Source organism: Cupriavidus necator (assembly GCF_013141915.1).
Classification (GTDB): Bacteria; Pseudomonadota; Gammaproteobacteria; order Burkholderiales; family Burkholderiaceae; genus Cupriavidus; species Cupriavidus necator_B.
In genome coordinates this window covers 728,746-750,230 of sequence record NZ_SROX01000001.1, presented here as the reverse complement: position 1 = coordinate 750,230, position 21,485 = coordinate 728,746, and the positions used below count along the sequence as shown (strand labels likewise).

The 21,485-nt window shown below is 68.8% G+C and carries 16 protein-coding genes; 9 read left to right on the top strand and 7 right to left on the bottom strand.

The window, feature by feature from the left end; genetic code table 11:
• The first annotated feature begins 15 nt into the window (after positions 1-15).
• Complete coding sequence (locus E5S69_RS03350; RefSeq protein ID WP_171513578.1) at positions 16-1,506, top strand: M81 family metallopeptidase; 1,491 nt, start codon at positions 16-18, stop codon at positions 1,504-1,506.
• A gap of 568 nt (positions 1,507-2,074) precedes the next feature.
• Here the strand turns inward: E5S69_RS03350 and E5S69_RS03345 are convergent.
• Positions 2,075-2,941 carry a LysR substrate-binding domain-containing protein gene (locus E5S69_RS03345; protein ID WP_236901182.1) on the bottom strand — a complete coding sequence of 289 codons (867 nt, stop codon included), beginning with the start codon at positions 2,939-2,941 and terminating at the stop codon, positions 2,075-2,077.
• Positions 2,942-3,084: 143 nt separating this feature from the next.
• On the opposite strand from E5S69_RS03345, the gene E5S69_RS03340 reads away from it, so the two are divergent.
• The 3 genes from E5S69_RS03340 to E5S69_RS03330 all read left to right on the top strand — a co-directional run bounded on the left by E5S69_RS03340 (position 3,085) and on the right by E5S69_RS03330 (position 6,912).
• Positions 3,085-3,570, top strand: a complete 486-nt coding sequence (locus E5S69_RS03340) for a (2Fe-2S)-binding protein (protein WP_171513576.1) — start codon at positions 3,085-3,087, stop codon at positions 3,568-3,570.
• Positions 3,567-5,711, top strand: a complete 2,145-nt coding sequence (locus E5S69_RS03335) for a molybdopterin cofactor-binding domain-containing protein (RefSeq protein WP_171513575.1) — start codon at positions 3,567-3,569, stop codon at positions 5,709-5,711. Before E5S69_RS03340 ends, E5S69_RS03335 begins: the two co-directional genes overlap by 4 nt.
• Before the next feature lie 169 nt (positions 5,712-5,880).
• Positions 5,881-6,912, top strand: coding sequence for a patatin-like phospholipase family protein (locus E5S69_RS03330; RefSeq protein WP_171513574.1), 1,032 nt, complete (start codon positions 5,881-5,883; stop codon positions 6,910-6,912).
• Here E5S69_RS03330 and E5S69_RS03325 read toward each other — a convergent pair.
• The 3 genes from E5S69_RS03325 to E5S69_RS03315 all read right to left on the bottom strand — a co-directional run bounded on the left by E5S69_RS03325 (position 6,893) and on the right by E5S69_RS03315 (position 12,101).
• Positions 6,893-7,537, bottom strand: coding sequence for an HD domain-containing protein (locus tag E5S69_RS03325; protein ID WP_171513573.1), 645 nt, complete (start codon positions 7,535-7,537; stop codon positions 6,893-6,895). The genes E5S69_RS03330 and E5S69_RS03325 overlap by 20 nt on opposite strands.
• Complete coding sequence (locus E5S69_RS03320; RefSeq protein WP_171513572.1) at positions 7,534-11,004, bottom strand: adenylate/guanylate cyclase domain-containing protein; 3,471 nt, start codon at positions 11,002-11,004, stop codon at positions 7,534-7,536. The genes E5S69_RS03325 and E5S69_RS03320 overlap by 4 nt, the downstream gene beginning before the upstream one ends.
• Before the next feature lie 170 nt (positions 11,005-11,174).
• Complete coding sequence (locus tag E5S69_RS03315; RefSeq protein WP_171513571.1) at positions 11,175-12,101, bottom strand: LysR substrate-binding domain-containing protein; 927 nt, start codon at positions 12,099-12,101, stop codon at positions 11,175-11,177.
• Between the two features lie 102 nt (positions 12,102-12,203).
• On the opposite strand from E5S69_RS03315, the gene E5S69_RS03310 reads away from it, so the two are divergent.
• From E5S69_RS03310 to E5S69_RS03290, 5 genes are all read left to right on the top strand, one after another.
• The gene (locus E5S69_RS03310) at positions 12,204-13,406 is read left to right on the top strand and encodes an MFS transporter (protein WP_171513570.1); all 1,203 of its coding nucleotides are present in this window, start codon (positions 12,204-12,206) and stop codon (positions 13,404-13,406) included.
• 141 nt (positions 13,407-13,547) lie between these two features.
• Entirely contained in the window at positions 13,548-14,354 is an 807-nt protein-coding gene (gene dkgB / locus E5S69_RS03305) for a 2,5-didehydrogluconate reductase DkgB (protein WP_171513569.1), read from the top strand.
• A 75-nt stretch (positions 14,355-14,429) separates the two neighbouring features.
• Positions 14,430-15,545, top strand: a complete 1,116-nt coding sequence (locus E5S69_RS03300; protein ID WP_171513568.1) for an alkene reductase — start codon at positions 14,430-14,432, stop codon at positions 15,543-15,545.
• A gap of 334 nt (positions 15,546-15,879) precedes the next feature.
• Positions 15,880-16,269 (top strand): hypothetical protein, encoded by a 390-nt coding sequence (locus tag E5S69_RS03295; protein WP_171513567.1) that lies wholly within the window; start codon positions 15,880-15,882, stop codon positions 16,267-16,269.
• A 323-nt stretch (positions 16,270-16,592) separates the two neighbouring features.
• A complete protein-coding gene (locus E5S69_RS03290; protein ID WP_171513566.1) occupies positions 16,593-17,564 on the top strand; it encodes a Bug family tripartite tricarboxylate transporter substrate binding protein in 972 nt (323 codons plus the stop codon).
• A gap of 4 nt (positions 17,565-17,568) precedes the next feature.
• Here E5S69_RS03290 and E5S69_RS03285 read toward each other — a convergent pair whose 3' ends face one another.
• The 3 genes from E5S69_RS03285 to E5S69_RS03275 all read right to left on the bottom strand — a co-directional run bounded on the left by E5S69_RS03285 (position 17,569) and on the right by E5S69_RS03275 (position 21,113).
• A complete protein-coding gene (locus E5S69_RS03285; RefSeq protein WP_171513565.1) occupies positions 17,569-18,471 on the bottom strand; it encodes a LysR substrate-binding domain-containing protein in 903 nt (300 codons plus the stop codon).
• A gap of 76 nt (positions 18,472-18,547) precedes the next feature.
• Positions 18,548-19,786 carry a metal-dependent hydrolase family protein gene (locus tag E5S69_RS03280; RefSeq protein ID WP_171513564.1) on the bottom strand — a complete coding sequence of 413 codons (1,239 nt, stop codon included), beginning with the start codon at positions 19,784-19,786 and terminating at the stop codon, positions 18,548-18,550.
• A gap of 1 nt (position 19,787) precedes the next feature.
• A complete protein-coding gene (locus E5S69_RS03275; protein WP_171513563.1) occupies positions 19,788-21,113 on the bottom strand; it encodes an MFS transporter in 1,326 nt (441 codons plus the stop codon).
• Between the last annotated feature and the right edge of the window lie 372 nt (positions 21,114-21,485).

The following is a 21,485-nucleotide window of genomic DNA, read 5'->3' as shown; positions in this document are numbered from 1 at the left end:
TGGACGGACTGACCGATGAAGATCCTGATTGCCCGACTCAATCACGAGACCAATACCTTTTCACCGGTGCCGACGCCGCTGGCTGCGTTCGCGCCGGCCTATGGCGATGCCGCCTATCGCGCCGCCAAGGGCACCCGCACCGCGGCCGCTGCCTTCATCGACCTGGCCGAGACCGCCGGCGCGGAGCTCCTGGTGCCGGTGATCGCCGCGGCCAACCCGAGCGGACGCGTCGCCGCCGACGCCTACACGCATCTGTGCGACACCATCATCGCCGCCGCGCACGGCTGCGACGCGGTGATGCTCGACCTGCATGGCGCGATGGTGGCCGAGAACAGCGACGACGGCGAGGGCGACCTGCTGCGCCGCCTGCGCACGGTGCTGCCGCATGCGCCGGTCGCGGTCGCCCTAGACCTGCACGGCAACGTCACGCAGGCGCTGGTCGACCATGCCGACATCGCGGTCAGCTTCAAGACCTACCCGCACGTGGACATGTATGAAACCGGCGCGCATGCCGGCCGGCTGCTGCTGGACATGGTTGCCGGGCGCGTGCGGCCGGTGATGGCGTGGCGGCGCCCGCCGCTGATCACGCACACCTTGCGCAGCCGCACCGATGAAGGCGCGATGCAGCGCGCCGTGGCGCTGGCACGCGAGGCCGAGCGGGACGGCATGCTGGCGGTGTCGGTGCTGGCCGGCTTTGGCCTCGCCGATATCGCCGCGCCATGCTTGAGCGTGATCGTGGTCGGCGATGGCGATCCGGCCAGGGCGGATGAGGTCGCCAGCCGGATCGCGGCGCAGGCATGGGCCGAGCGCGATGCCTTTGCCTACCAGGCGGAGCCGCTGGCCCGTTCCATCGCGCGCGCGGCGCAGCTTGCTGACAGCGCGGACGGTGCTGACGCAAGGCCAGTGCTGTTGCTCGATCACGGCGACAACTGCATGTCCGGCGGCACCTGCGACAACATGGCGGTGCTGCACGAGGCGCTGGCGCAGGGCCTGACCGGCATCGCGGTCGGACCCGTGTGCGATCCGGAGGCGGTGGCAGCCATGGTGGACGCCGGCGTCGGGGCCAGCATCACGCTGCCGGTCGGCGACAAGGTGCCATTGCCCCAGCTGGAGGTCTATCCGCAAAGCCGGCCGCTGACCGGCACGGTGGCGGCGATCAGCGACGGCGAGTACACCATCACCGGGCCGACCTACACCGGGCAGCGCATCCGCATGGGGCGCACCGCCTTGCTCGATATCGGCGCGGCGCAGGTGATCGTGACCGAGACCCCGCAAGAGCACTGGGACCTGGGAATCTTCACCCATATCGGCATCGATCCGCATCGGGCCAGGTTCCTGCTGCTGAAATCGCGCATGTACTGCCGGCCGGTGTTCGTGCCGATCGCCAGGGCAGTGGTGGAGTGCGACGGGGAGGGCGTCACCAGTTCACGGTACGAGCGGTTTCCGTTCCGGCGGGTCAGCCGGCCGGTTTATCCGCTGGACGATACTAGTGCGTGGGCGGGATAGGGACGATTGCGCGAGACATCAAGAGGACTCCGGGAGCGGGAGGGTGATGTCGGCCTGCACGGACCGATGCGGCTGACTTCGTGGATGCGCCGGCCCTCACCCCCGCCCCTCCCCCGCAAGCGGGAGAAGGGAGCAAACAAGCGGGAAGGCAATACGCTGTTGGGCTCGCACGCGATAACACTGTGCGAGCGCAGCGATGCACTCCGTGCCACAGCATACGACCTGAGATGGTGAGCGCGCGAAGCGCAGCCGAAGGCGTCCCACCAACAACCTGGTTAGCAGGCTGCCACCGACCTAAAGTCGGGTTCGTCCATCCGATCCCGGACGCCAGGCACCTCCCGGTAGCGTCAGCAGGGTCGAACCACCGGACCCCTGACCGCAAGAAGCCACCACCCGAATGACCAACGCCGCCTTGGCCAGCCGCCCAGAGGCGACGCGTTTTTCTGCTTACTCTTTTGTCGCTCGGACAAAAGAGTAAGTCGCCGGCTGCGCCGGCGAAACAGCCGCGCCCGCCAAGCACGACAACCGCACGCAGCCCCCCCGTCAACTCGTCAGTACGAATACCACCTCACCCCCGCACCGCCACCTCGCGCAGCCACTGCGCGAAGCGCCGGATCAGCGCCTGCTTGGGGTTGTCGCCGCGCCAGACGATGTAGCAGTTATGGCTGGCCGGAAAGCTGCCCATCAGCGGCTGCACCAGCCGCCCCGCGGCGATGGCCTCGCGCGCCAGCAAGGCGCGCGTGAGCGCCAGGCCCATGCCACTGGCCGCGGCTTCGATCAGCAGTGCGCGGCAGTCGAAGACGATGCCGTCCTCGGGCTCATCCAGAACAACGCCCGCGGCGGCGCCCCACTGCGACCAGCGGAAGCGAGCGTGCCGCAGCCGTGGCAGATGCGCGGCGTCGGCCGCGGTCATGCCGGCGTGCCGTTGCGCGAAGCCGGGGCTGCATACGGCGATGATGTCGTCGTCCAGCAGCTTCAGGCACTGGTAGCCAGTGAAGGGCGCTGGCCCATAGCGCAGGCTGACGTCCAGGTCCGACCGGGCGAAGTCGGGGTCTTCGGTGCTGGCGGCGATGGACAGGTCCACGCCAGGCAGCGCCTCGCGCAGCTGCGGCAGCTTGGGCACCAGCCATGCACCGGCCAGTTCCGGGCTGACATTGACATGCAGCGACTGCCGTTGGCGCGCGCGCCGCTCGGCCGCGCCGGCCAGTGACAGTTCCACCGCGCGCAGGGCGCGCTCGAGGTCGTCGGCCAGTTCGCGGCCGGTGGCGGTCAGCTCCAGTTGCCGTCCGGCACGCAGGAACAGGACGCAGCCAAGCTGTGACTCCAGCGCACGGATATGCCGGCTGATGGCGCCATGCGTCACGCACAGCGCATCGGCGGCACGCGTCATGCTGCCCGTGCGCGCGGTGGCGGCAAAGGCCTGGAGCACTTGCATCGAGGGGAGCCGGCGGATCATGGCTGTGATCTTGCCTCACAGGTGATGGCAAAACAAGTCGATTGTCCTGCCATGCAGCGCGGCCGATACTGGGCCGCACCCGAACCGGCCGCTGCGAAGCCGGTGCGCAACGAGGAGACCCCATGAAACTGCAGTTGAAGATCAACGGCAAGCGCCACGCCGTCGATGCCGAGCGCGACATGCCCCTGCTGTGGGTGCTGCGCGATTACCTGGGCTATACCGGCACCAAGTTCGGCTGCGGTGCTGGCCTGTGCGGCGCCTGCACCGTGCATGTCGACGGCAAGGCCGTGCGCGCCTGCATCACGCCTGTCGGCACCGTGGCGCGCGCCGACATTACGACCATCGAAGGATTGTCGGCCGACAATTCGCACCCGGTCCAGCGCGCCTGGATTGCCGAGCAGGTGCCGCAGTGCGGCTATTGCCAGTCGGGCATGATCATGGCCGCGTGTGCCTTGCTGAACGACAACCCCTCACCACGGCCGGAAGATATCCGCGCCGGCATCACCAACCTGTGCCGCTGCGGCACCTATCCGCGCGTGGAACGCGCCATCCTGCGTGCCGCCACCGCGCAGAACGCGGGCGACCCCAAGGGGAGGGCGTCATCGTGAGCCATCTCCACACAAGCCGCCGCCGCTTCCTGCAAGCCGCCGGCGCGGTGCCGGCGGCGCTGGTGCTGGGCTTTCACCTGCCGCTGGCGAAGGCCGCCGATGCCAGCGTGCCCGCGCGCGATCCGGATGACATCAACGCGTGGCTGCGCATCGATGCCGACGGCAGCGTAACCATCATGGTGCCGTCGGCCGAACTGGGGCAGGGCGTGATGACCTCCGCGCCGATGCTGGTCGCCGAAGAGCTGGAGTGCGACTGGCGCCAGGTGCGCGCTGAGTTGGCACCGACCGACCCGGTCTACAACAACCGCATGTTCAAGGTGCAGGCGACCGCCAGCAGTACCTCGGCGCGCTGGTCGTTCGAGCCGCTGCGCCGCATCGGCGCCACCGCGCGCGAGATGCTGCGCGAGGCCGCCGCGCAAAGCTGGAGCGTGCCGGTGGCGCAGTGCCGCGCCGTGCAAGGCGTGGTGCGGCATGAGTCCAGCGGGCGCACGCTCGGCTATGGCGATCTCGCTGCGCGGGCTGCGTCCCTGCCACGCCCGGCCAGCGTCACGCTGAAGGATCCGCGCGACTGGAAGGTGCTGGGCCGCCCGACCGACCGGCTCGACATTCCGCTGAAGACCCGCGGCGCGGCGGTGTTCGGCGTCGACGTCAAGGTGCCGCGCATGCTGGTGGGTTCGGTGATGGCGTGCCCGGCCTTTGGCGGCACGCTGCGCCGCGTCGATGCCCGGCCGGCGCTGGCGGTGCGCGGCGTGCGGCGCGTGGTGCTGCTGGACGATGCCGTGGTGGTGCTGGGCGACAGCTACTGGAGCGCGCGCAAGGCCCTGGCCGTGCTGCAGCCCGACTGGCAACTGCCGCCGGGCACACCCGCCGGCGACGCGGCACTGATGGCCGGCTACCGGGACGCTGCGCGCGGCGCATCGGCGGTGGCGCTGCGCCACGGCGATCCGGACGCGCAGATGCAGGGCGCCCATGCCTACACCGCCGAATACGAAGTGCCGTACCTCGCCCATGCCACCATGGAGCCGATGAACGCCACCGCCGACGTTCGCGCCGACCGCGCCGAGATCTGGGGACCGACCCAGGTCTGCGGCGAGATCGCGCAGCGGCTGTCGGGGGTGCTGGGCCTGCCGGCCGAACGCATCGCCGTGCATGGGACTTTCGTCGGCGGCGGCTTTGGCCGGCGCGAGGAATTCGATGTCTTTATCCAGGCCGCGCTGGCGTCGAAGGCCGCGGGGCAGCCGGTCAAGCTGATCTGGTCGCGCGAGGAAGATCTTCAGCACGACTTCTACCGGCCCGCGGCGGCGGCGCGCTTCAGCGCGGTGCTGGCACCGGACAAGGCGGGCATCCATGCGCTGGAGGCGCGCCTGGCCTGCTCATCGATCTATGTCCGCAATTTTCCGGACCGGGTCAAGGGCGGGGTCGACCCCAAGTCGGTCGAAGGCGTGGTGGACCTGCCCTACGCGCTGCCCCATCTTGCCGTGCGCCATGCCATGGTCAATACAACCGTGCCGGTCGGTTTCTGGCGCGGCGTGGGCTATACCCAGAACACCTTCTTCGCCGAGAGCTTTATCGACGAACTGGCGCATCACGCCAGGGCCGACCCGCTGCAGTTCCGGCTTGGCCTGCTGGCGGAGCGGCCGCGCCCGGTGCGCTTGCTGCAGCGCCTGGCGCAGCAGATCAACTGGGGCAGTGCGCTGCCAGGGCGCTGCCACGGCGTGGCGCTGTCGCAGGCGTGGGGCTCGCTGTGCGCCACGGCGGTGGAACTGTCGGTGCAGGGCCGGCGCATCACGCTGCATCGCATCGTCAATGCCATCGACTGCGGCACCGTGATCAACCCCGCAACCGTCGAGCGCCAGTTGGAAGGCGCCAGCATCTGGGCCCTGAGCGCGGCGCTGTCGGGCGTGATCACCATCGCCGACGGGCGCGTGCAGCAATCCAACTTCCATGACTATCCCCTGCTGCGCCTGGCCCAGACGCCGCGCTTCGAGGCGGTGCTGGCGCCCAGCGGCGAGCGCATTGGCGGCGTGGGCGAGTCGGCGGTGCCGACGCTGGCGCCGGCGCTGGCCAATGCGCTGTTTGCCGCCACCGGCGAGCGTATCCGCTCGCTGCCACTGGCGCGGCATGGGTTCGAACTGGCGTAGCGGGGCGCCGGCACTAGCCAAGTGATGCCGCTGCCACGACGGCCGCTCCGGTGCCGTCGTGGCCCGCACGCCAGTGTGTGTCACACCACGCATGCAGCCCTACGCTGCCAGCCCGGTTCTTCCCTACACTGGAGCATGGCGCCTTGCCGCCGCCGAAGGGAAAACACCTATGCCGCCCGAGCGTGTCCAAGCCAAGCCCGTGGCGCTGGCCTTGCAGGGCGGCGGCATGCACGGCGCGTTTACCTGGGGCGTGCTGGACCGTCTGCTGGAGGATGGCCGGCTGGAAATCGAAGGTGTCAGCGCCACCAGCGCCGGCGCCATGAACGGCACGGTGCTGGCCTATGGCCTGATGCAGGGCGGCAGCGACGGCGCGCGCCTGGCCTTGCATGACTTCTGGCAGGCCATCGCGCACTCGGCGCAGCGCTTCAACCCGTTGCGCTGGCTGCCGTGGTTCAAGGGCAGCCATACGCTGGGGCTGAACCACTCCCCGCTGTATGCCATGGCCGACATTACGCTGCGCCTGCTGTCGCCGTACCAGTTCAACCCGGGCAATGCCAATCCGCTGCGCGACGTGCTGCGTAGCCAGGTGGATTTTGCGGCGCTGCGCGAGCATTGCCCGATCCGGCTGTACCTGTGCGCGACCAATATCGAGACCAGCCGGATCCGCATCTTTGCGCAGGAAGAGTTGAGCGTCGACGCGGTGCTGGCCTCGGCCTGCGTGCCCACGCTGTTCCAGGCAGTCAGCGTCGACGGCCAGCATTACTGGGACGGCGGCTATGTCGGCAACCCGGCGATCTTTCCGCTGATCTATCACTGCGAGACGCACGATGTCGTGATCGTCCATATCAACCCGATCGTGCGCCGCGGCGTGCCGACCACGGCCGCGGAGATCCTGAACCGGGTCAACGAGGTCAGCTTCAACTCGTCGCTGATGCGTGAGATGCGCGCGATCGGCTTCGTCACCACGCTGATCCAGCAGGGCAAGATCGACCGCAACGAGATGAAGGAGATGTGGATCCATTCGATCCGTTCGGACGAGACCATGGCCGCGCTCGGGGTTTCGACCAAGTACAACGCCGACTGGGACTTCCTGTGTTCGCTGCGCGACAAGGGCCGGCAAGCCGCCACGCTCTGGCTGGAGCGCAACTATGACTGCGTGGGGCAGCGCTCCAGCATCGATATCACGGGCGAGTTCCTGTAGGCAGCGCGGGCTGGGCCAGCCGCCAGGCAAGGTTGGCGCGCGCCTGCGCCTCGTAGCGTGACTGGAACAGGTCGGTGGCATAGATGCGGGGGCTGTCCAGCAGGCGGCGCAGGAAGGCGCGCTCGGCGGCGTCATAGGCGGCGTCGTCCAGGTCGGTGCGCTCGGCGCGCAGGCGCGCGCCGTTGTCCTGGAAGCGCGCCCGGCTGTATCCCAGCGCGGCCAGGTCGATGTCGGCGGTGAAGCGCCCGGCCAGGCTCGCCGGCACGTCGGCGTGCGTGGTTTCCAGGATCAGCGCGGCAACGCGCCCGGCGGCGACGACCGTGCCGGCCGACCAGTGCCGCAGCCAGGCGGCGCTGCGTGCTTCGTTGTCGGCTGCGCCGGGCACGTAGATGACGTCATGGCACCACAGCGCCAGTTCCACGTCGGCGGCATCGGGTATCGCACTGCGCGCCCAGTCGAGGTCTTGCAGGCAGCGGCGCACATGGTCCAGGGTGTGGTAATGCCGGGTCGGCTCGCCGTAGCAGCGCGCCAGGTCGGCATAGGCGTCCGCCGCGCGGGTGCCGCCCGCCAGCGTCCAGAGCGCGACAAAGCGCTCTTGCAGCGGGCAGGCGGGGGCGGTGGTCATGCGCGCGCGGGGCCCGTGTCGCGGGACGGCTGGCCGGAAAGCTCGGCAAGCAATGCCTGCGCCTGCAGCCAGTCGGCGCTATCGGTGCCCTCGCTGAAGCTGCCGTGGATGCGCGCCAGCGCTTCGCGCGCGGCATCGCTCTTGCCCTGACGCTGCCACAGCCGGGCCAGGCTGAGCGCGGCCTGCAGTTCCAGCGGCCTGGCGCCCTGGCCGTGCGCCACCGCGATCGCCCGCTGGAAGCAGGCCTCGGCCTCATGGCTGGCGGCTGCGCCGGCATCCGGCGCAGCCAGCTGCAGCAGCATGTCGCCGCGCAATCGATACACGACGGCTTCATCAAGCCGTTCGCCCGTCTCTTCCACCATGGCCTGCGCGCGTGTCAGCACATCCAGCGCCGCGGCGGGCTGGCCCGCATTGCCGCAGGCCTCGGCCAGCATGGCCAGCAGGTTGGGCATGCCGAGTTCGCCGCCGGTGGCCTCGTAGGCGGCCAGGCCCCGGTGCATCAGCGCAATGCCTTCGTCGTGGTGGCCCTGTTCGGATACCGCCCAACCCTGCAGCACGGTGCCCCAGGCGAGGTAGATGGGGAAGCCCTGTTCGCAGGAAAGGGCAATGGCGGCTTCCGCATATTCCCTGGCCTGCGCGGGATCGCTGCGCCACCGGTGCTGTTCCGCCGCGAACACCAGGCACAGCGCAAGGTTGTAGGCATCCGGGCGCGCGCGCGCCAGCGCCAGCGCTTCGCGGCTGCGCGCCAGGGCCTGGTCGGCAAAGCCCTGGTACCACAAGATCCAGGCCAGCGTACCAGTGGCATGGACCATCGGGTCGCGGCCGTAGCCGGTCAGGAAGTCGTAGGCGGAGTGCTCGGGGTGCGGCACGGCCAGCACGGCCTCCATATGCGCGCGCGCCTCTTCCAGCAGGCCCAGGCGGAACAGCGTGGCGCCCAGCGCGCGATGGCCCTCGGCCAGCTGCTTGGTCTTTTGCGACTCCATGGCCAGCGCAAGCAGGCGCCGGGCCAGCGGCAGCGACACCTGGTATTGCGCACGCAGCTGGTAGAACGCCCACATGCCCAACTGCGCCGAGAACACATAGGGCGTCTGCCGGCCTTGTTCGCACAGCGACATCGCGCGCCGGTAATTGGCCTCGACTTCGGGCGAAGCCTGGCCGCGCGCGGCAATCAGCGCGGGCCCCAGCGTCAGCAGCAGGGTCAACTCCAGGCGCGCCCGTTCAGTACTGTCGGGCTGGCGCTTGAGCAGGGCGATGGCATCGCTGAGATGCCGGATCGCTTCCTCCTGCGCCGAGCGCTGCAGCGCCTGCTGGCCGGCGCAGTGCAGGTACTCGACCGCCTTCGCGACATTGCCGCTGTGGCTGTAGTGGTGGGCCAGTTCGCTGCAATAGTCCTTGAGCCGGCCGTGGAACAGCGCCTCGATGGCCTGTGCCGAGCTTTCATGCAGCGCGCTGCGGCGCTCGGTCAGCAGCGAGCTGCCGGCTACCTCCTGGGTCAGCGCGTGCTTGAAGGCGTACTCCACCTCGGGGAAGGCCGGGCGTTCGTAGATAAAGTCAGCGGTCTCCAGGTCGCGCAGGAGCGGATGCAGCTGATCCTCGGGCAGGCCGGTGACGCGCAGCACCAGACCCAGCGGAAACTCCTTGCCGATCACGGCGAGAGTCTGCAACAGCTCTTTTTGCGCCAGCGGGAGCCGGTCGATACGGGCGGCCAGCACGCCCTGCACCGTGGTGGGAATGTGCAGCAGCGCCGGCGCCTTTTCGATGCGGTAGCCGCCCGGGTGGCCGAGCAGGGCGCCTTCCTCGGCCAGGGTCTGGACCACTTCCTCCATGAAGAAGGGATTGCCCTCGGTCTTTTCGAGGATCAGGCGCTTCAGCGGCCCCAGGCTGGGGTCGTCGCCCAGCAGCGCGGTCAGCAGCTCCTGCGCCTCGGCCTGTCCCAGCGGCTGCAGGCGCAACTGCGAGTAATGCCCGCCGTCGTCCCAGCGATGGCTGTACTCCGGCCGGTAGTTCACCAGCAGCACGATGCGCGCGCCGGGAACGTGGTCGACCAGCATGTTGAGGAAGGCCTCGGTCTCGCCGTCGAGCCATTGCAGGTCCTCGAAGATGACGTGCAGCGGCTGGTTCTGGCTTTCGCGCACCAGCAGCCGCGCGATCGCGTCAAAGGTGCGCTGGCGCCGGATGGCCGCGTCCATGGTCGGCAGCGGCGAGTCGGGCTCGACCACGCCGAGCAGGTAGAGCAGGTAGGGCAGGTGCTCTTCGAGCGAGCGGTCCAGCGTCAGCAGCCTGCCGGTCACCTTCTCGCGGCAGCCGCGGTCGCCGTCGTGCGCCGTGATCTGGAAGTAGTTCTTCAGCATCTCGATCAGCGGCAGGTAGGCAAAGGCCTTGCCATGCGAGACCGAGAACGTTTCCAGCGCCAGGCAGTCCCGCTGCGACCTGACCTTGAACTCATGGAACAGCCGCGACTTGCCGACGCCGGCCTCGCCCACCACCGCGACAATGCGGCCGTGGCCGGCCTTGGCCTGCTCCAGCGCTGCGTTCAGGTGCGCGAGCTCGTCCTGGCGCCCGACAAAGCGGGCCAGGCCCCGGTGCGCCGCCACCTGCAGCCGCGTGCGCAAGGCCCCCGGCCCGATCACCTCATACACCGCCAGCGGCTCGCGCACGCCCTTGACGTTGGTGGTGCCCAATGCCGTGAACTCGAAATAGCCTTCGGTCAGCTTGTGGGTCGACTCGCTCACCAGGATCGACGCCGGCGTGGCGATGCCTTCCATGCGCGAGGCGATATGGATGGTGTGTCCGACCGGATCGTAGTCGGTGTGTAGGTCGTCCTTGCGGATCGAGCGCACCACCACCTCGCCGGTATGGATGCCGATGCTGACCTGCAGCGGAATGCCTTGCTCCAGGCGCACGCGGTCGCTGTGCCGGTGCATCGCATCCTGCATTCGCAGCGCCGCGTACAGCGCGCGCAGGGCGTGGTCTTCATGCGCGATCGGCGCGCCGAACAGCGCCAGGATGCCGTCGCCGAGAAACTTGGCCACGTAGCCCTCGTAGTGGTGGACCGCTTCCATCATCAGTGTCACCACAGGATCGATCAGCCGGCGCGCGTCCTCCGGGTCCAGGTCCTGGGTCAGCGCGGTGGAGCCGGCCATGTCGGCAAACAGCGCGGTGATGGTTTTGCGTTCGCCGGCGGTTTCGCCGCGGGCCTCCATCGCCGCCTGCTCGGCCAGGATGCGTCCGGCAAGGTGCGGCGGCGTGTAGTGGACCGGTGCAGGGCTGTCCTGGCGCGGGGCGGCGGGCGCAGGCCCGGCGATAGCGGGTGCGTCCGGCAGGCCAGCGCCGCAGACGCGGCAGAACCGCGCCGCCGCGGTGGCTTCGGCGCCGCATTGCGGGCACGCGCGGGCAAGCCGCGCCCCGCACGCCTCACAGAAGTTGGCGCCAGCAAGGTTGCCGAAGCCGCATTGGCTGCAGCGCATGTCGCCTCCTGGCCGTCGTTGCCAGCCTGACGGTACCTGGATCTATTAGAGGCGGGATGAGGGGAGGTGGCAAGGCGACCCGCACGTGGCGGGGAGATTCCCGGTGCTGGCGCCGTCGGTCCCGCTGAAGGCCCGGCTGGATCCAGGATCCGTAGTGGGCCAGCAGCCTGTCAGGGCCGGGCCCATGCCGCCGCCTGGCGCGACCCGACCTTGCCGCCGAGCGCTTCGACCAGATAGTCAACGAACGACGCGATTCGCGCCGAGATCGCGGTATTGCGGTAATAGACCGCATGGATCGGCTGGCGCACATCCTGGGTCTGGCGCGCGAGCACCTGCGCCAACCGGCCGGCCTCGCGATCGTGGGCGGTCATGAAGTCCGACAGGCACACGATCCCCGCGCCCTCCAGCGCAAGCTGCCTGAGCGTCTCGCCGCTCGACGACCACACTGCCGGTGCGATCCGGCAGGGCTCGCCGTCCGGGCCCAGGATCGGCCACACGTTCAGCGATTCGGGCTGGTTGAAGCCCAGCAGCGTGTGCTTGCCGAGATCCGCGGCCTTGCGCGGGTGGCCGTGCGCGTCAAGGTAGGCGGGGCTGGCCAGCATGCGCACCCGGCTGTTGCCGATCAGCCGGCTATGCAGCGTCGAGTCCTTCAGGCGGCCGATCCGGATGGCCACGTCGGTGCGCCGCTCGAGCAGGTCGATGATGCCCTCGTTGCTGTTCAGTTCAAGCTCGACCTGCGGAAAGCGCTCGCGGTAGCCGCGCACCAGCGGCACGATCACGTGCAGCATGAACGGCGACGCGGCGTCGACGCGCAGGCGCCCGGACGGCTTCTCGCGCCGCGCCAGCATCTGTTCTTCCGCGCTTTCGACCGAGTCGATGATGGCACGCGCATCCTGCAGGAAAGCCTGGCCTTCCTCGGTCAGCTCAAGGCGGCGCGTGGTCCGGCGCAGCAAGGTGGTCTTGAGCTTTTCCTCGAGGCGGGCGAGGGTGCGGCTGGTGGCTGAGACGGTGAGGTCGAGCTGTTGCGCGGCGGCGGTGATCGAGCCGCTGTCGACCACGGTCGCGAACGCCAGCAGTTCGTCGAGCGTGATTTTCATTATTGAATTGGAATCAAGACAGTTTGGTTTATAGACCACTTTTTACGCAAAAGTAAAGCGGGCACACTGCGCTCCATTCCGTACCGGACCTGGAGCCTCGTCATGCCACTTGCCTTACTCGCGCTGACCCTCAGCGCCTTCGCCATCGGCACCACCGAATTCGTGATCGTCGGGCTGATCCCTACCATTGCCGCGGATCTCGGCGTCAGCCTTCCTGGCGCCGGCCTGCTGGTCAGCCTCTACGCGCTCAGCGTCGCGATCGGCGCGCCGCTGCTGACGGCGCTGACCGGGCGCGTGCCGCGCAAGCTGCTGCTTGCCGGCCTGATGGCCCTGTTTACGGTCGGCAACCTGGTGGCGTGGCGCGCCCCCGGCTATGAAGCGCTGATCGTGGCGCGCGTGCTCACGGGCCTGGCGCACGGCGTGTTCTTCTCGGTCGGCTCGATCATCGCTACCACGCTGGTGCCGAAGGACAAGGCGGCAAGCGCGATCGCGACCATGTTCAGCGGCATGACCGTGGCGTTCGTCGCCGGCATCCCGCTGGGTACCTTCATCGGCCAGCATGTTGGCTGGCGCGCGACCTTCCTGGTGGTAGCGCTGTTCGGCCTGGTTGCCTTCATCGGCGCGGTGGCCTTCGTGCCGCGGCGCCTGCCACATGCAGAGCCGGCGCCGCTGCTGCGCCAGTTCCGCGTGCTGGCGCAGCCGCGCCTGCTGCTGGTGTTTGCGATGACGGCGGTCGGCTACGGCGGCTCGCTGATCGCCTTTACCTACATGGCGCCGCTGCTCGAGCAGCGCGCCGGCTTCACGCCGTCGCAGGTCAGCCTGGTGCTGGTGGGCTACGGCGTTTCGGTGGCGTTCGGCAATGTGTGGGGTGGCAAGCTGGCGGACCGTGTCGGTCCGGTCAAGGCGCTCAAGCACATCTTCCTGCTGCTCGCGCTGGTGCTGCTGGTGTTGACTTTCACCGTGCAGCACCCGTGGCTGACCGTGCTGACCATGCTCGCATGGGGCGCGGTGGCGTTTGGCAACGTGCCGGGGCTGCAGGTTTACGTGGTCAAGCAGGCGCGGCATTTTGCGCCCGACGCCGCCGACGTTGCCGCTGGCTTCAACATCGCGGCGTTCAACCTCGGCGTCGCGGGCGGCGCTTCGCTGGGCGGGCTGATCGTCGCGCACGGCGGCCTTGGCCATACGCCGTGGATCGCGGCGCTCGTGACCCTCGGCGCCTACGCCCTGACGGCGTTCAGCGGCGCGCTCGACCGGCGTGCGGGCCTGCCGGCACGCACTGCCGAACCGGTGGAGTTTGCCCATTGAACCGCGGCGGCCAGGTTGCCATCCTTGATTTCAGATCAATTATTTATGTCCGGTAAAGGCGTTTATTTCATCAGTGCCGGCCGGCACAATGCCTGGCATAGCGAACGCCTCGGCAGGCGTTCCCTCTCCAAGGATCACACCATGAGCAAGCTTCCCGCCTTCGGCCTCGGCACCTTTCGCCTGCAAGGCCAGGTTGTCATCGACTCGGTCCGCAACGGCCTCGAGCTGGGTTACCGCGCGATCGACACCGCGCAGATCTACGGCAACGAAGCCGAAGTCGGCGCGGCCGTCGCGGCCTCGGCCGTGCGCCGCGACGAGCTGTTCCTGACCACCAAGATCTGGGTCGACCACTACGCGCCGGACAAGCTGGTGCCCAGCCTCGAGCAAAGCCTGGCGAAGCTGCGTACCGGCTACGTCGACCTGACGCTGATCCACTGGCCGGCGCCCGGCAACGGCGTGCCGCTGGAAACCTTCATGACCGCGCTGGCCGAGGCGAAGGAAAAGGGCCTGACGCGGCAGATCGGCATCTCGAACTTCAACATCGCGCTGACACGCCAGGCCATCGCCGCGGTCGGCAAGGACGCGCTCGCGACCAACCAGATCGAGCTGAGCCCGTACCTGCAGAACCGCGAGCTGGTGGCCTTCCTGCAGCGCGAAGGCATCCACGTGACCTCATATATGACGCTCGCTTACGGCAAGGTGCTTGGGGATCCGGTGATCGGCGCGATCGCGCGGCGGCACCAGGCCACGCCCGCCCAGATCGTGCTGGCGTGGGCGCTGCAGCTGGGCTATTCGGTGATTCCGTCATCGACCCGGCGTGAACACCTGGCCAGCAACCTGCTCGCGCAGAGTCTGCGGCTAAGCGACGACGACATGGCGCGGATTGCCGCGCTGGAGCGCAACGGCCGCGAGGTCAGCCCGGCTGGCCTGGCGCCGCAATGGGACTGAGCGACCCAACCTGCCAATCATTCCCGAAGACCCCATTCGCGGCCCGCCGGCCGCGGACCTGACAGGACCCGCACCATGAACAAGGATCCGCTGTTTCAACCGCTGCAACTGGGTGGCCTGACGCTGCCGAACCGCATCGTCATGCCGCCGATGACGCGCTCGCGCGCCAGCCAGCCCGGCGACGAGGCCAACGAACTGATGGCCGCCTACTACGGGCAGCGCGCCGGCGCCGGCCTGATCGTCAGCGAGGGCACCTATATCGCCCCGCTCGGCAAGGGCTACGCCTGGACGCCGGGCATCCATACGCCGGCGCAGGTGGCCGGATGGCGCAAGGTGACCGGCGCGGTCCACGCCGCCGGCGGCCGCATCTTCGCGCAGCTCTGGCACGTCGGCCGGCTCAGCCATGCCAGCCTGCTTGGCGGCCGGCAACCGGTCTCGTCGTCGCCGATCCAGGCGCAGGGCGTCAATGTCTTCATCGCGGAAGAGGACGGCAGCACCCCGGGCTTCGTCCAGGCGTCGGTGCCCTGCGCCCTGACGGTCGACGACATCCATGAGATCGTCGACCAGTACCGTGCCGCGGCCCGCAACGCGATCGCGGCGGGCTTTGACGGCGTCGAGCTGCACGGCGCCAACGGGTATCTGGTGAACCAGTTCATCGACTCGGGCGCCAACACCCGCACGGACGAATACGGCGGTTCGCTGGAGAACCGGCTGCGCTTCCTCGGCGAAGTGACCCAGGCATTGATCGAAGGCACCGGGGATGCCTCGCGCGTCGGCATCCGCCTGGCGCCGCTGACCACGCTCAACGGCTGCGTCGATGACGATCCGGAAACCACCTACCTTGGCGCCGCCAAGCTGCTGGGGCAGCTCGGCGTTGGCTACCTCCATATCGCGGAAGCGGACTGGGACGACGCGCCGCTGATGCCGCTGTCGTTCAAGCAGAAATTGCGCGAGGCGTTCCCAGGAGTGCTGATCTATGCCGGCAAGTACACCGCGGAGCGTGCGCGCGCAGCCGTTGCCGCGGGCTGGGCCGACCTGATCGCGTTCGGCCGTCCGTTCGTGGCCAATCCGGACCTGCCCGAGCGCCTGCGCGTCGGCGCGCCGCTGGCGCAGCACCAGCGCGACACCCTGTTCGGCGGCGGTGCGCAAGGCCTGATCGATTACCCAACGCTGGCGCAAGCCGCGGCCTGAGCGGTTCACCAACGGATGGGACGAGGATGGGACGAGCCGTGATGGCCTGCGCCGTCACTGCCGTACTGCTTCAGAGGGATATGCTGCGCGCAGCATAGTTAGGCAATATCGACACCGTCCGGGCACATCCGCCCGCGGACATCTCGCCCGCCAGGCTTGTCCGGCGGGCGCTTTCGTTTGACGGGTAGCAAAACGATATGAAGGCGCGAATCATTCGCGTTTGTTGGGGTGAAAGCCGTGGGCGCGCGAGGGGGAGGTTGCGACAGGCCACGGCAGCAAGCTTTGCCCATGCGCTTCGGTGCGCGAACATAACTATCAGAAGAGGAGTGAGACCGTGCCTGTCCACCAGTCGCCAGACCACAGCCTTGCGCCGGCATACCCGGATGTTCATCACCTGTCGCGTGGCCCCGGCCTCGGCGCGCCACCGCGCGACACTGACCCCACCCACCCACTGAGCGGCCCGGAAAAGCTTGCCCTGGCGCTGTGCGCGCGCGCTTGCCGGCTCGCCGACGTGGGGCCGCCGTTCGGGGCCGCAACGATCGCGTGGAAGGGCAGCGTCTACGTTTATGTCTTCGGCTGGGACAGCGACGGCGAGCGCCGCCTGTTCGAAGTGTTCCGGGACAAGGACCAGACACTGGAGCCGGTGCTGGCGTTCCAGTATCCGCTCCTGCTTCGGAAGCTGTTCCGGCACGATTTCGAACCACTGTACAACGATCGACGTTGACGGTCGGCGTTGAAATCCGGCACGCGGGCATGCGGGGCGGTCCCGCTACCTGCCCAAGTGCCGGGCGACGGCTTCGGACAGTTCCGTAGCGGTGCCTTGCGCCCAAGGCGGTCAACGCTTTCCCCCCGCAACCACGCATCCTTTCCAGACGTCGACGTAAAGCGTTGCGCCCGCGTCGTCCGCCCTGGCGCTCGTCCGCATATACCCTTGGTTGACGTAGAAATTTACGTAGGTAAAATAAAATTCATAACTATGAATAAAGGCGGGCGCTCGCCTGGATGCCGGCACCGCCTCCGACCACTGACATCCAGGAGACAACACCGATGAAACCCAACCCGCGCCGTCGCCTGATGCTATGCGCTGCCATGCTGGGCGCGATGCCCGCGCTGGCCTGGAGCGACACCTACCCCAGCAAGCCGATCCGCATGGTGGTGCCGTTCGCGCCCGGCGGCGCCACCGACGTGGTGGCGCGGCTGATCTCGCAGAAGCTGGGCGACGCGTTGAAGCAGCCGGTGGTGGTAGAAAACCGGCCCGGCGCCAACGGCATCATCGGCACCGACGTGGTCGCGCGCGCGGCGCCCGACGGCTATACGCTGCTGCTTAACTCCGCGGGCGCGCAGACGCTCAGTCCGGTGCTGTACAAGGCTGGCTATGAGCCGCTGAAGAGCTTCGCGCCGATCTCGCAGATCAGCAATATCGGCTTCGTCATGGTGGTGCATCCGGCCGTGCCCGCCAGGACGGTGCAGGAGTTCGTGGCGCTGGCCAAGGCCAAATCCCGGCCGCTGAGCCTGTCGGCCGGCAGCAGCATGATCGAGCTGATCGGGGCCTCGTTCAAGAGCGCGGCGGGCACGCCCGACGTGGTCAGCGTGTCGTACCGCGGCACCGGCCCGCAGATGCAGGCGGTGGTTGCGGGCGAGGTCGACATGACCATCGATCCGTTCAACGGCATGGCGATGATCAAGGCCGGCAAGCTGCGCCCGCTGGCGGTGTTCGCATCGAAGCGCTCGCCCGCGCTGCCGGATGTGCCGACCATGCATGAGGCCGGCTTTGATGGCATGGCCTTCAATTCCTGGGCGGGCCTGCTGGCGCCGGCGGGCACGCCGAAGGAGATCGTCACGCGGCTGAACCAGGAGATGAACCGCATCCTGGCGCAGCCCGACATCAAGCAACGGCTGGCCGCGATCGACTACGAGGTGGTGGGCGGCACCCCTGAACAGTTTGCCGCGACCATTGCCGAGGATGCCGCACGCTGGGCGAAGATCGTCAAGGAGACCAACTACAAGGCGGGGTCCTGAGCGTTCACGGGGCGGGGCTCGCCTGCCGCACCAGCCAGCTGCGGAACGCGCGCGCCGCGGCCGGCTCCATGCGGTCGCGCGGCCACACCGCATAGTAGCCGCCGCCCAGGCTGGCGCTGGCGTCGCAGGCGCGCACCAGCAGTCCGTCACGCAGGCAGGCATCGATCATGTGGCGCCAGCCCAGCGCGATGCCCTGGCCCTCCATGGCCAGCTGCAACAGGATCGGATACTGGTTCGAGGTCAGCACATTGCGCAGCGTGGCGTCCGGCAGGCCCTGGTGGGCCAGCCAGGTCTGCCAGGACATCCACTGGCGCTGGCCGTCGTCGAGCATCAGCAGGGTCTCGCTGGCGAGGTCGGACGGGGCCAGGGTGCGGCCGCCCAGATAGCCAGGCGTGCATACCGGGAACACTTCCTCGCCATACAGCCGGCGCGCGGCCAGCCCGGGCGGCGGGCCTTCGCGCAGGTAATACAGGCCGATGTCGAACTCCGCCGGCGACAGCGCGGCCAGGCTGTCGTTGACGGTCAGGCGCAGCTGGATTTCGGGATGGGCCGCGCGGAACGAGGCCAGCCGCGGCGTCAGCCACAGCACCGCGACGCCGCTGGAGCAGGCCACCGTCAGCGCGGTGTGGCTGCGCACCTTCATCACGTCTTCGGTGGCTTCGGCGCAGCCGACCAGCAGCCGCTGCACCACCTCGGCATAGCGTTGCCCGCTGACGGTCAGGCGCAGCGCGCGCGGTTCGCGGATAAACAGCTTGCGCCCCAGGAAGCGCTCCAGCTGCGCCACCTGGCGGCTGATCGCGCTCTGCGTCAGGTGCAGTTCGGCCGCGGCGCGGGTAAAGCTGCCGTGCCGCATCGCGGCTTCAAAGGCGACCAGGTTGGGCAGGGGCGGGAGCGGGGCGATGCGCATGGGGGCGTCCGGAACGGCGATGCCGCCATGATAGACCGCCGGCCCGCAACCGCGGCATGCGGGTGGCGCAGCCGGATCAGGCGGCGCGGCGGTGGATGCGGCCCGCCTGCATCACCACGCTCAGGCGTTCGCCCTGGCCGGCAATCAGGCTGATGTCGGCGAGCGGGTTGCCGTCGACCAGCAGCAGGTCGGCCAGCGCGCCGGCCCGCGTGGTGCCAAGTTCTCCCTCGCGCTGCACGATGGCCGCGGCGATGGATGTCGCCGAACGGATCGCTTCCAGGTTGCCCAGCAGTTCGGCGCGGATGCGGAACTCGTCGGCCTGGTAGTCATGCATTTCGCCGAGCAGGTCGGAGCCATAGCCCATCGGCACGCCGGCATCGGCATAGAGGCGCAGCGAGTCGCGGCCGGCCTGGCGCACGGTCTCGATCTTGGCCACCGACTCGGCCGGCAGGCCCAGGCGGGCGCCGTCGCGCGCCAGCGCGTCGTAGGTGACCAGCGTCGGCACCACGAAGGCGCCGTGCTTGCGCATTTCGTCGGCGGCGGCGCGGTCGACCAGGTTGCCGTGCTCGATGGTACGGACGCCGCAGCGCACCGCGCGCGTGATGGCGCGGCCGGTGTAGGCGTGGGCCATCACATAGGTCTGCGCGGCCTCGGCTTCGGCGACGATGGCGCGGATCTCGTCCTCGCTGTACTGGGTGTTGCCGATCGGGTCGGTGGGCGAAGCCACGCCGCCGGAGGCCATGATCTTGATCTGGGTCGCGCCCTTCTGGATCTCTTCGCGAACCGCGAGGCGCACCGCATCGACGCCGTCGGCCACGCGCGCGATGGCGCCGGCGCGGAAGGCACACGAGCAGGGCTCGAGCACATCGGAGCGCGGGCGGAAATCGCCATGGCCGCCGGTCTGCGACAGCGCCTTGCCCGAAGCAAAGATGCGCGGGCCGGGCACCAGGCCGGTGGCGACCGCCTGCGACAGGCCCCAGTCGGCGCCGCCGGCATCGCGCACCGTGGTGAAGCCGCGCTCCAGCATGCGTTGCATGATCGGCAGGGCCCGGATCGCCACCAGCACATTGGGCTGCAGCGCGTTCAGGCCGAGGTTGGCCAGCGACGCCAGCACGTGCACATGGCAGTCGATCAGGCCGGGCATCACGGTCTTGCCGCGCGCGTCGATGCGCTGGGCGTTGGGTGCATCGATGGCCGGCCCGACCGCGGCGATGCGCTCGCCTTCGACCAGCACGTCGTGGCCGCGCAGCAGCTCACCCGTGCCGGGTTCAAGCACGTCGCCACCGTGGAAAAGGATCTGGGAATTCTGTGACATGTCAGCGTGGTTGCAGATAAGAAGGTTCGCGCACGAAGCGGGTGCCGACCAGGCTGATGGCGGCGGCGATCATCACATAGATGGCCGGCGCCATGCTGCTGCCGGTGGTGGCGATCAGCCAGGTGATGATGAACGAGGCAAAGCCGCCGAAGATCGTCACCGCGAAGTTGTAGGCCACCGACAGGCCGGTCGACAGCACGCGCGCCGGGAACAGCTCGGAAAAGGCCGCCAGGATCGGGCCGGTATAAGTGGCGATCAGCACCCCGAACACCAGCTGGAACACCAGCAGCGACGCCAGCCCCGGCGCGTGGTTGATGTACACGAACATCGGCCACGCCAGCACCAGGATCAGCAGCGCGGAGCCGCTCAGCAGCACGCGCCGGCCGATGCGGTCGGCCAGCAGGCCTACCAGCGGCGCGAACACCATGATGGCGCAGCCGCCCGCCATGCCGGCGACAAAGCCGTCGGCCTGCGGCACCTTCAACACCTTGACCGCGTAGGTCGGCATGTAGAACAGCAGCACGTAGGTGCACACCGTCCACAGGATCACCATCGAGAAGCTGGCCAGCGTCTCGCGCGGATAGGCCTGCACGATCTCCTTCAGCGGCGAGTCGGCGCGCTCGGCGCTGTCGCGGAAGGCCGGGGTCTCATCCAGGTGGTGGCGGATGTAGTAGCCCACCGGGCCGATCACGATGCCCAGCAGGAACGGCAGGCGCCAGCCCCAGCTGTTGAGTGCCTCGGGACTCAGCGAGCTGGTGACGAAGGTGCCGACCGCGGCGCCCAGCAGCACGGCCACGCCGATGCTGGCCTGGATCCAGCTGGAGTAGTAGGCGCGCTGTCGCGCCGGCGCGTATTCGGTCAGGAAGGCGGTGGCGCCGCCCATTTCGCCGCCGGCGGAGAAGCCTTGCATCAGGCGCGCCACCACGATCAGCAGCGGGGCAAAGATGCCGATCTGGTCATAAGTCGGGGCGATGCCGATCAGCGTGGTGCCCAGCGCCATCAGCAGGATAGTCAGCGACAGCGCCGCCTTGCGTCCGACGCGGTCGGCGTAGATGCCCAGCACGATGCCGCCCACCGGGCGCATGAAAAAGCCCACGCCGAAGGTTGCCACGGCCAGCAGCAGCGAGCTGAGGTCGTTGCCGGTGGGGAAAAACAGCTTGGCGATGATGACCGCAAAGAAGCTGTAGACGGTGAAATCGAACCACTCCAGGCCGTTGCCGATCACCGTGGCGATGATGGCGCGCCGGCGCTGGCTGGGCAGGATGGCGGGCGCCGCTGGGGTCGGCGGCGTGTAGGGCGCGCTCGTGGGCGCGGCACTGTTTGGCATGGTTTCCTCCTCTGTGTCAGCTGCCGGGGGCAAGGGCCGGTGTCTTCCAGGCCGGCCGGGCAGATGGTGCAACCGATGTTAGGAGAAGGCGGGCCGCCGACGTTAGCGATATCTCCGCATGCAGCCATGCGCGTGGCGCATGGGTCGGGTTGACCGTGCCACGGCCCGGCATTACACTGCGCCCCGTTCTTGCCAACGGAGCTTTCCGTGGACAGTTGTCCCAGTCATTCTTGCGCAAAGGGAGTTTCCCCGGCCGCGCCGGCGCGCTGAGACACTGCGGTCTTTCGCTGCAGTGCCGCCGCCCGGCGCTGCCATGCCCCAAGCGGCCAGGCCCCACGCCCGTGCCCGCCGGTGCCAGATCTCCCGTGCTGC

Excerpts from the sequence above, each read along its gene's own strand:
- E5S69_RS03350 (WP_171513578.1), top strand. The coding sequence starts at position 16 with ATGAAGATCCTGATTGCCCGACTCAATCACGAGACCAATACCTTTTCA.
- E5S69_RS03345 (WP_236901182.1), bottom strand. The coding sequence starts at position 2,941 with ATGCAAGTGCTCCAGGCCTTTGCCGCCACCGCGCGCACGGGCAGCATG.
- E5S69_RS03340 (WP_171513576.1), top strand. The coding sequence starts at position 3,085 with ATGAAACTGCAGTTGAAGATCAACGGCAAGCGCCACGCCGTCGATGCC.
- E5S69_RS03330 (WP_171513574.1), top strand. The coding sequence starts at position 5,881 with ATGCCGCCCGAGCGTGTCCAAGCCAAGCCCGTGGCGCTGGCCTTGCAG.
- E5S69_RS03325 (WP_171513573.1), bottom strand. The coding sequence starts at position 7,537 with ATGACCACCGCCCCCGCCTGCCCGCTGCAAGAGCGCTTTGTCGCGCTC.
- E5S69_RS03320 (WP_171513572.1), bottom strand. The coding sequence starts at position 11,004 with ATGCGCTGCAGCCAATGCGGCTTCGGCAACCTTGCTGGCGCCAACTTC.
- E5S69_RS03315 (WP_171513571.1), bottom strand. The coding sequence starts at position 12,101 with ATGAAAATCACGCTCGACGAACTGCTGGCGTTCGCGACCGTGGTCGAC.
- E5S69_RS03310 (WP_171513570.1), top strand. The coding sequence starts at position 12,204 with ATGCCACTTGCCTTACTCGCGCTGACCCTCAGCGCCTTCGCCATCGGC.
- dkgB (WP_171513569.1), top strand. The coding sequence starts at position 13,548 with ATGAGCAAGCTTCCCGCCTTCGGCCTCGGCACCTTTCGCCTGCAAGGC.
- E5S69_RS03300 (WP_171513568.1), top strand. The coding sequence starts at position 14,430 with ATGAACAAGGATCCGCTGTTTCAACCGCTGCAACTGGGTGGCCTGACG.
- E5S69_RS03290 (WP_171513566.1), top strand. The coding sequence starts at position 16,593 with ATGAAACCCAACCCGCGCCGTCGCCTGATGCTATGCGCTGCCATGCTG.
- E5S69_RS03285 (WP_171513565.1), bottom strand. The coding sequence starts at position 18,471 with ATGCGCATCGCCCCGCTCCCGCCCCTGCCCAACCTGGTCGCCTTTGAA.
- E5S69_RS03280 (WP_171513564.1), bottom strand. The coding sequence starts at position 19,786 with ATGTCACAGAATTCCCAGATCCTTTTCCACGGTGGCGACGTGCTTGAA.
- E5S69_RS03275 (WP_171513563.1), bottom strand. The coding sequence starts at position 21,113 with ATGCCAAACAGTGCCGCGCCCACGAGCGCGCCCTACACGCCGCCGACC.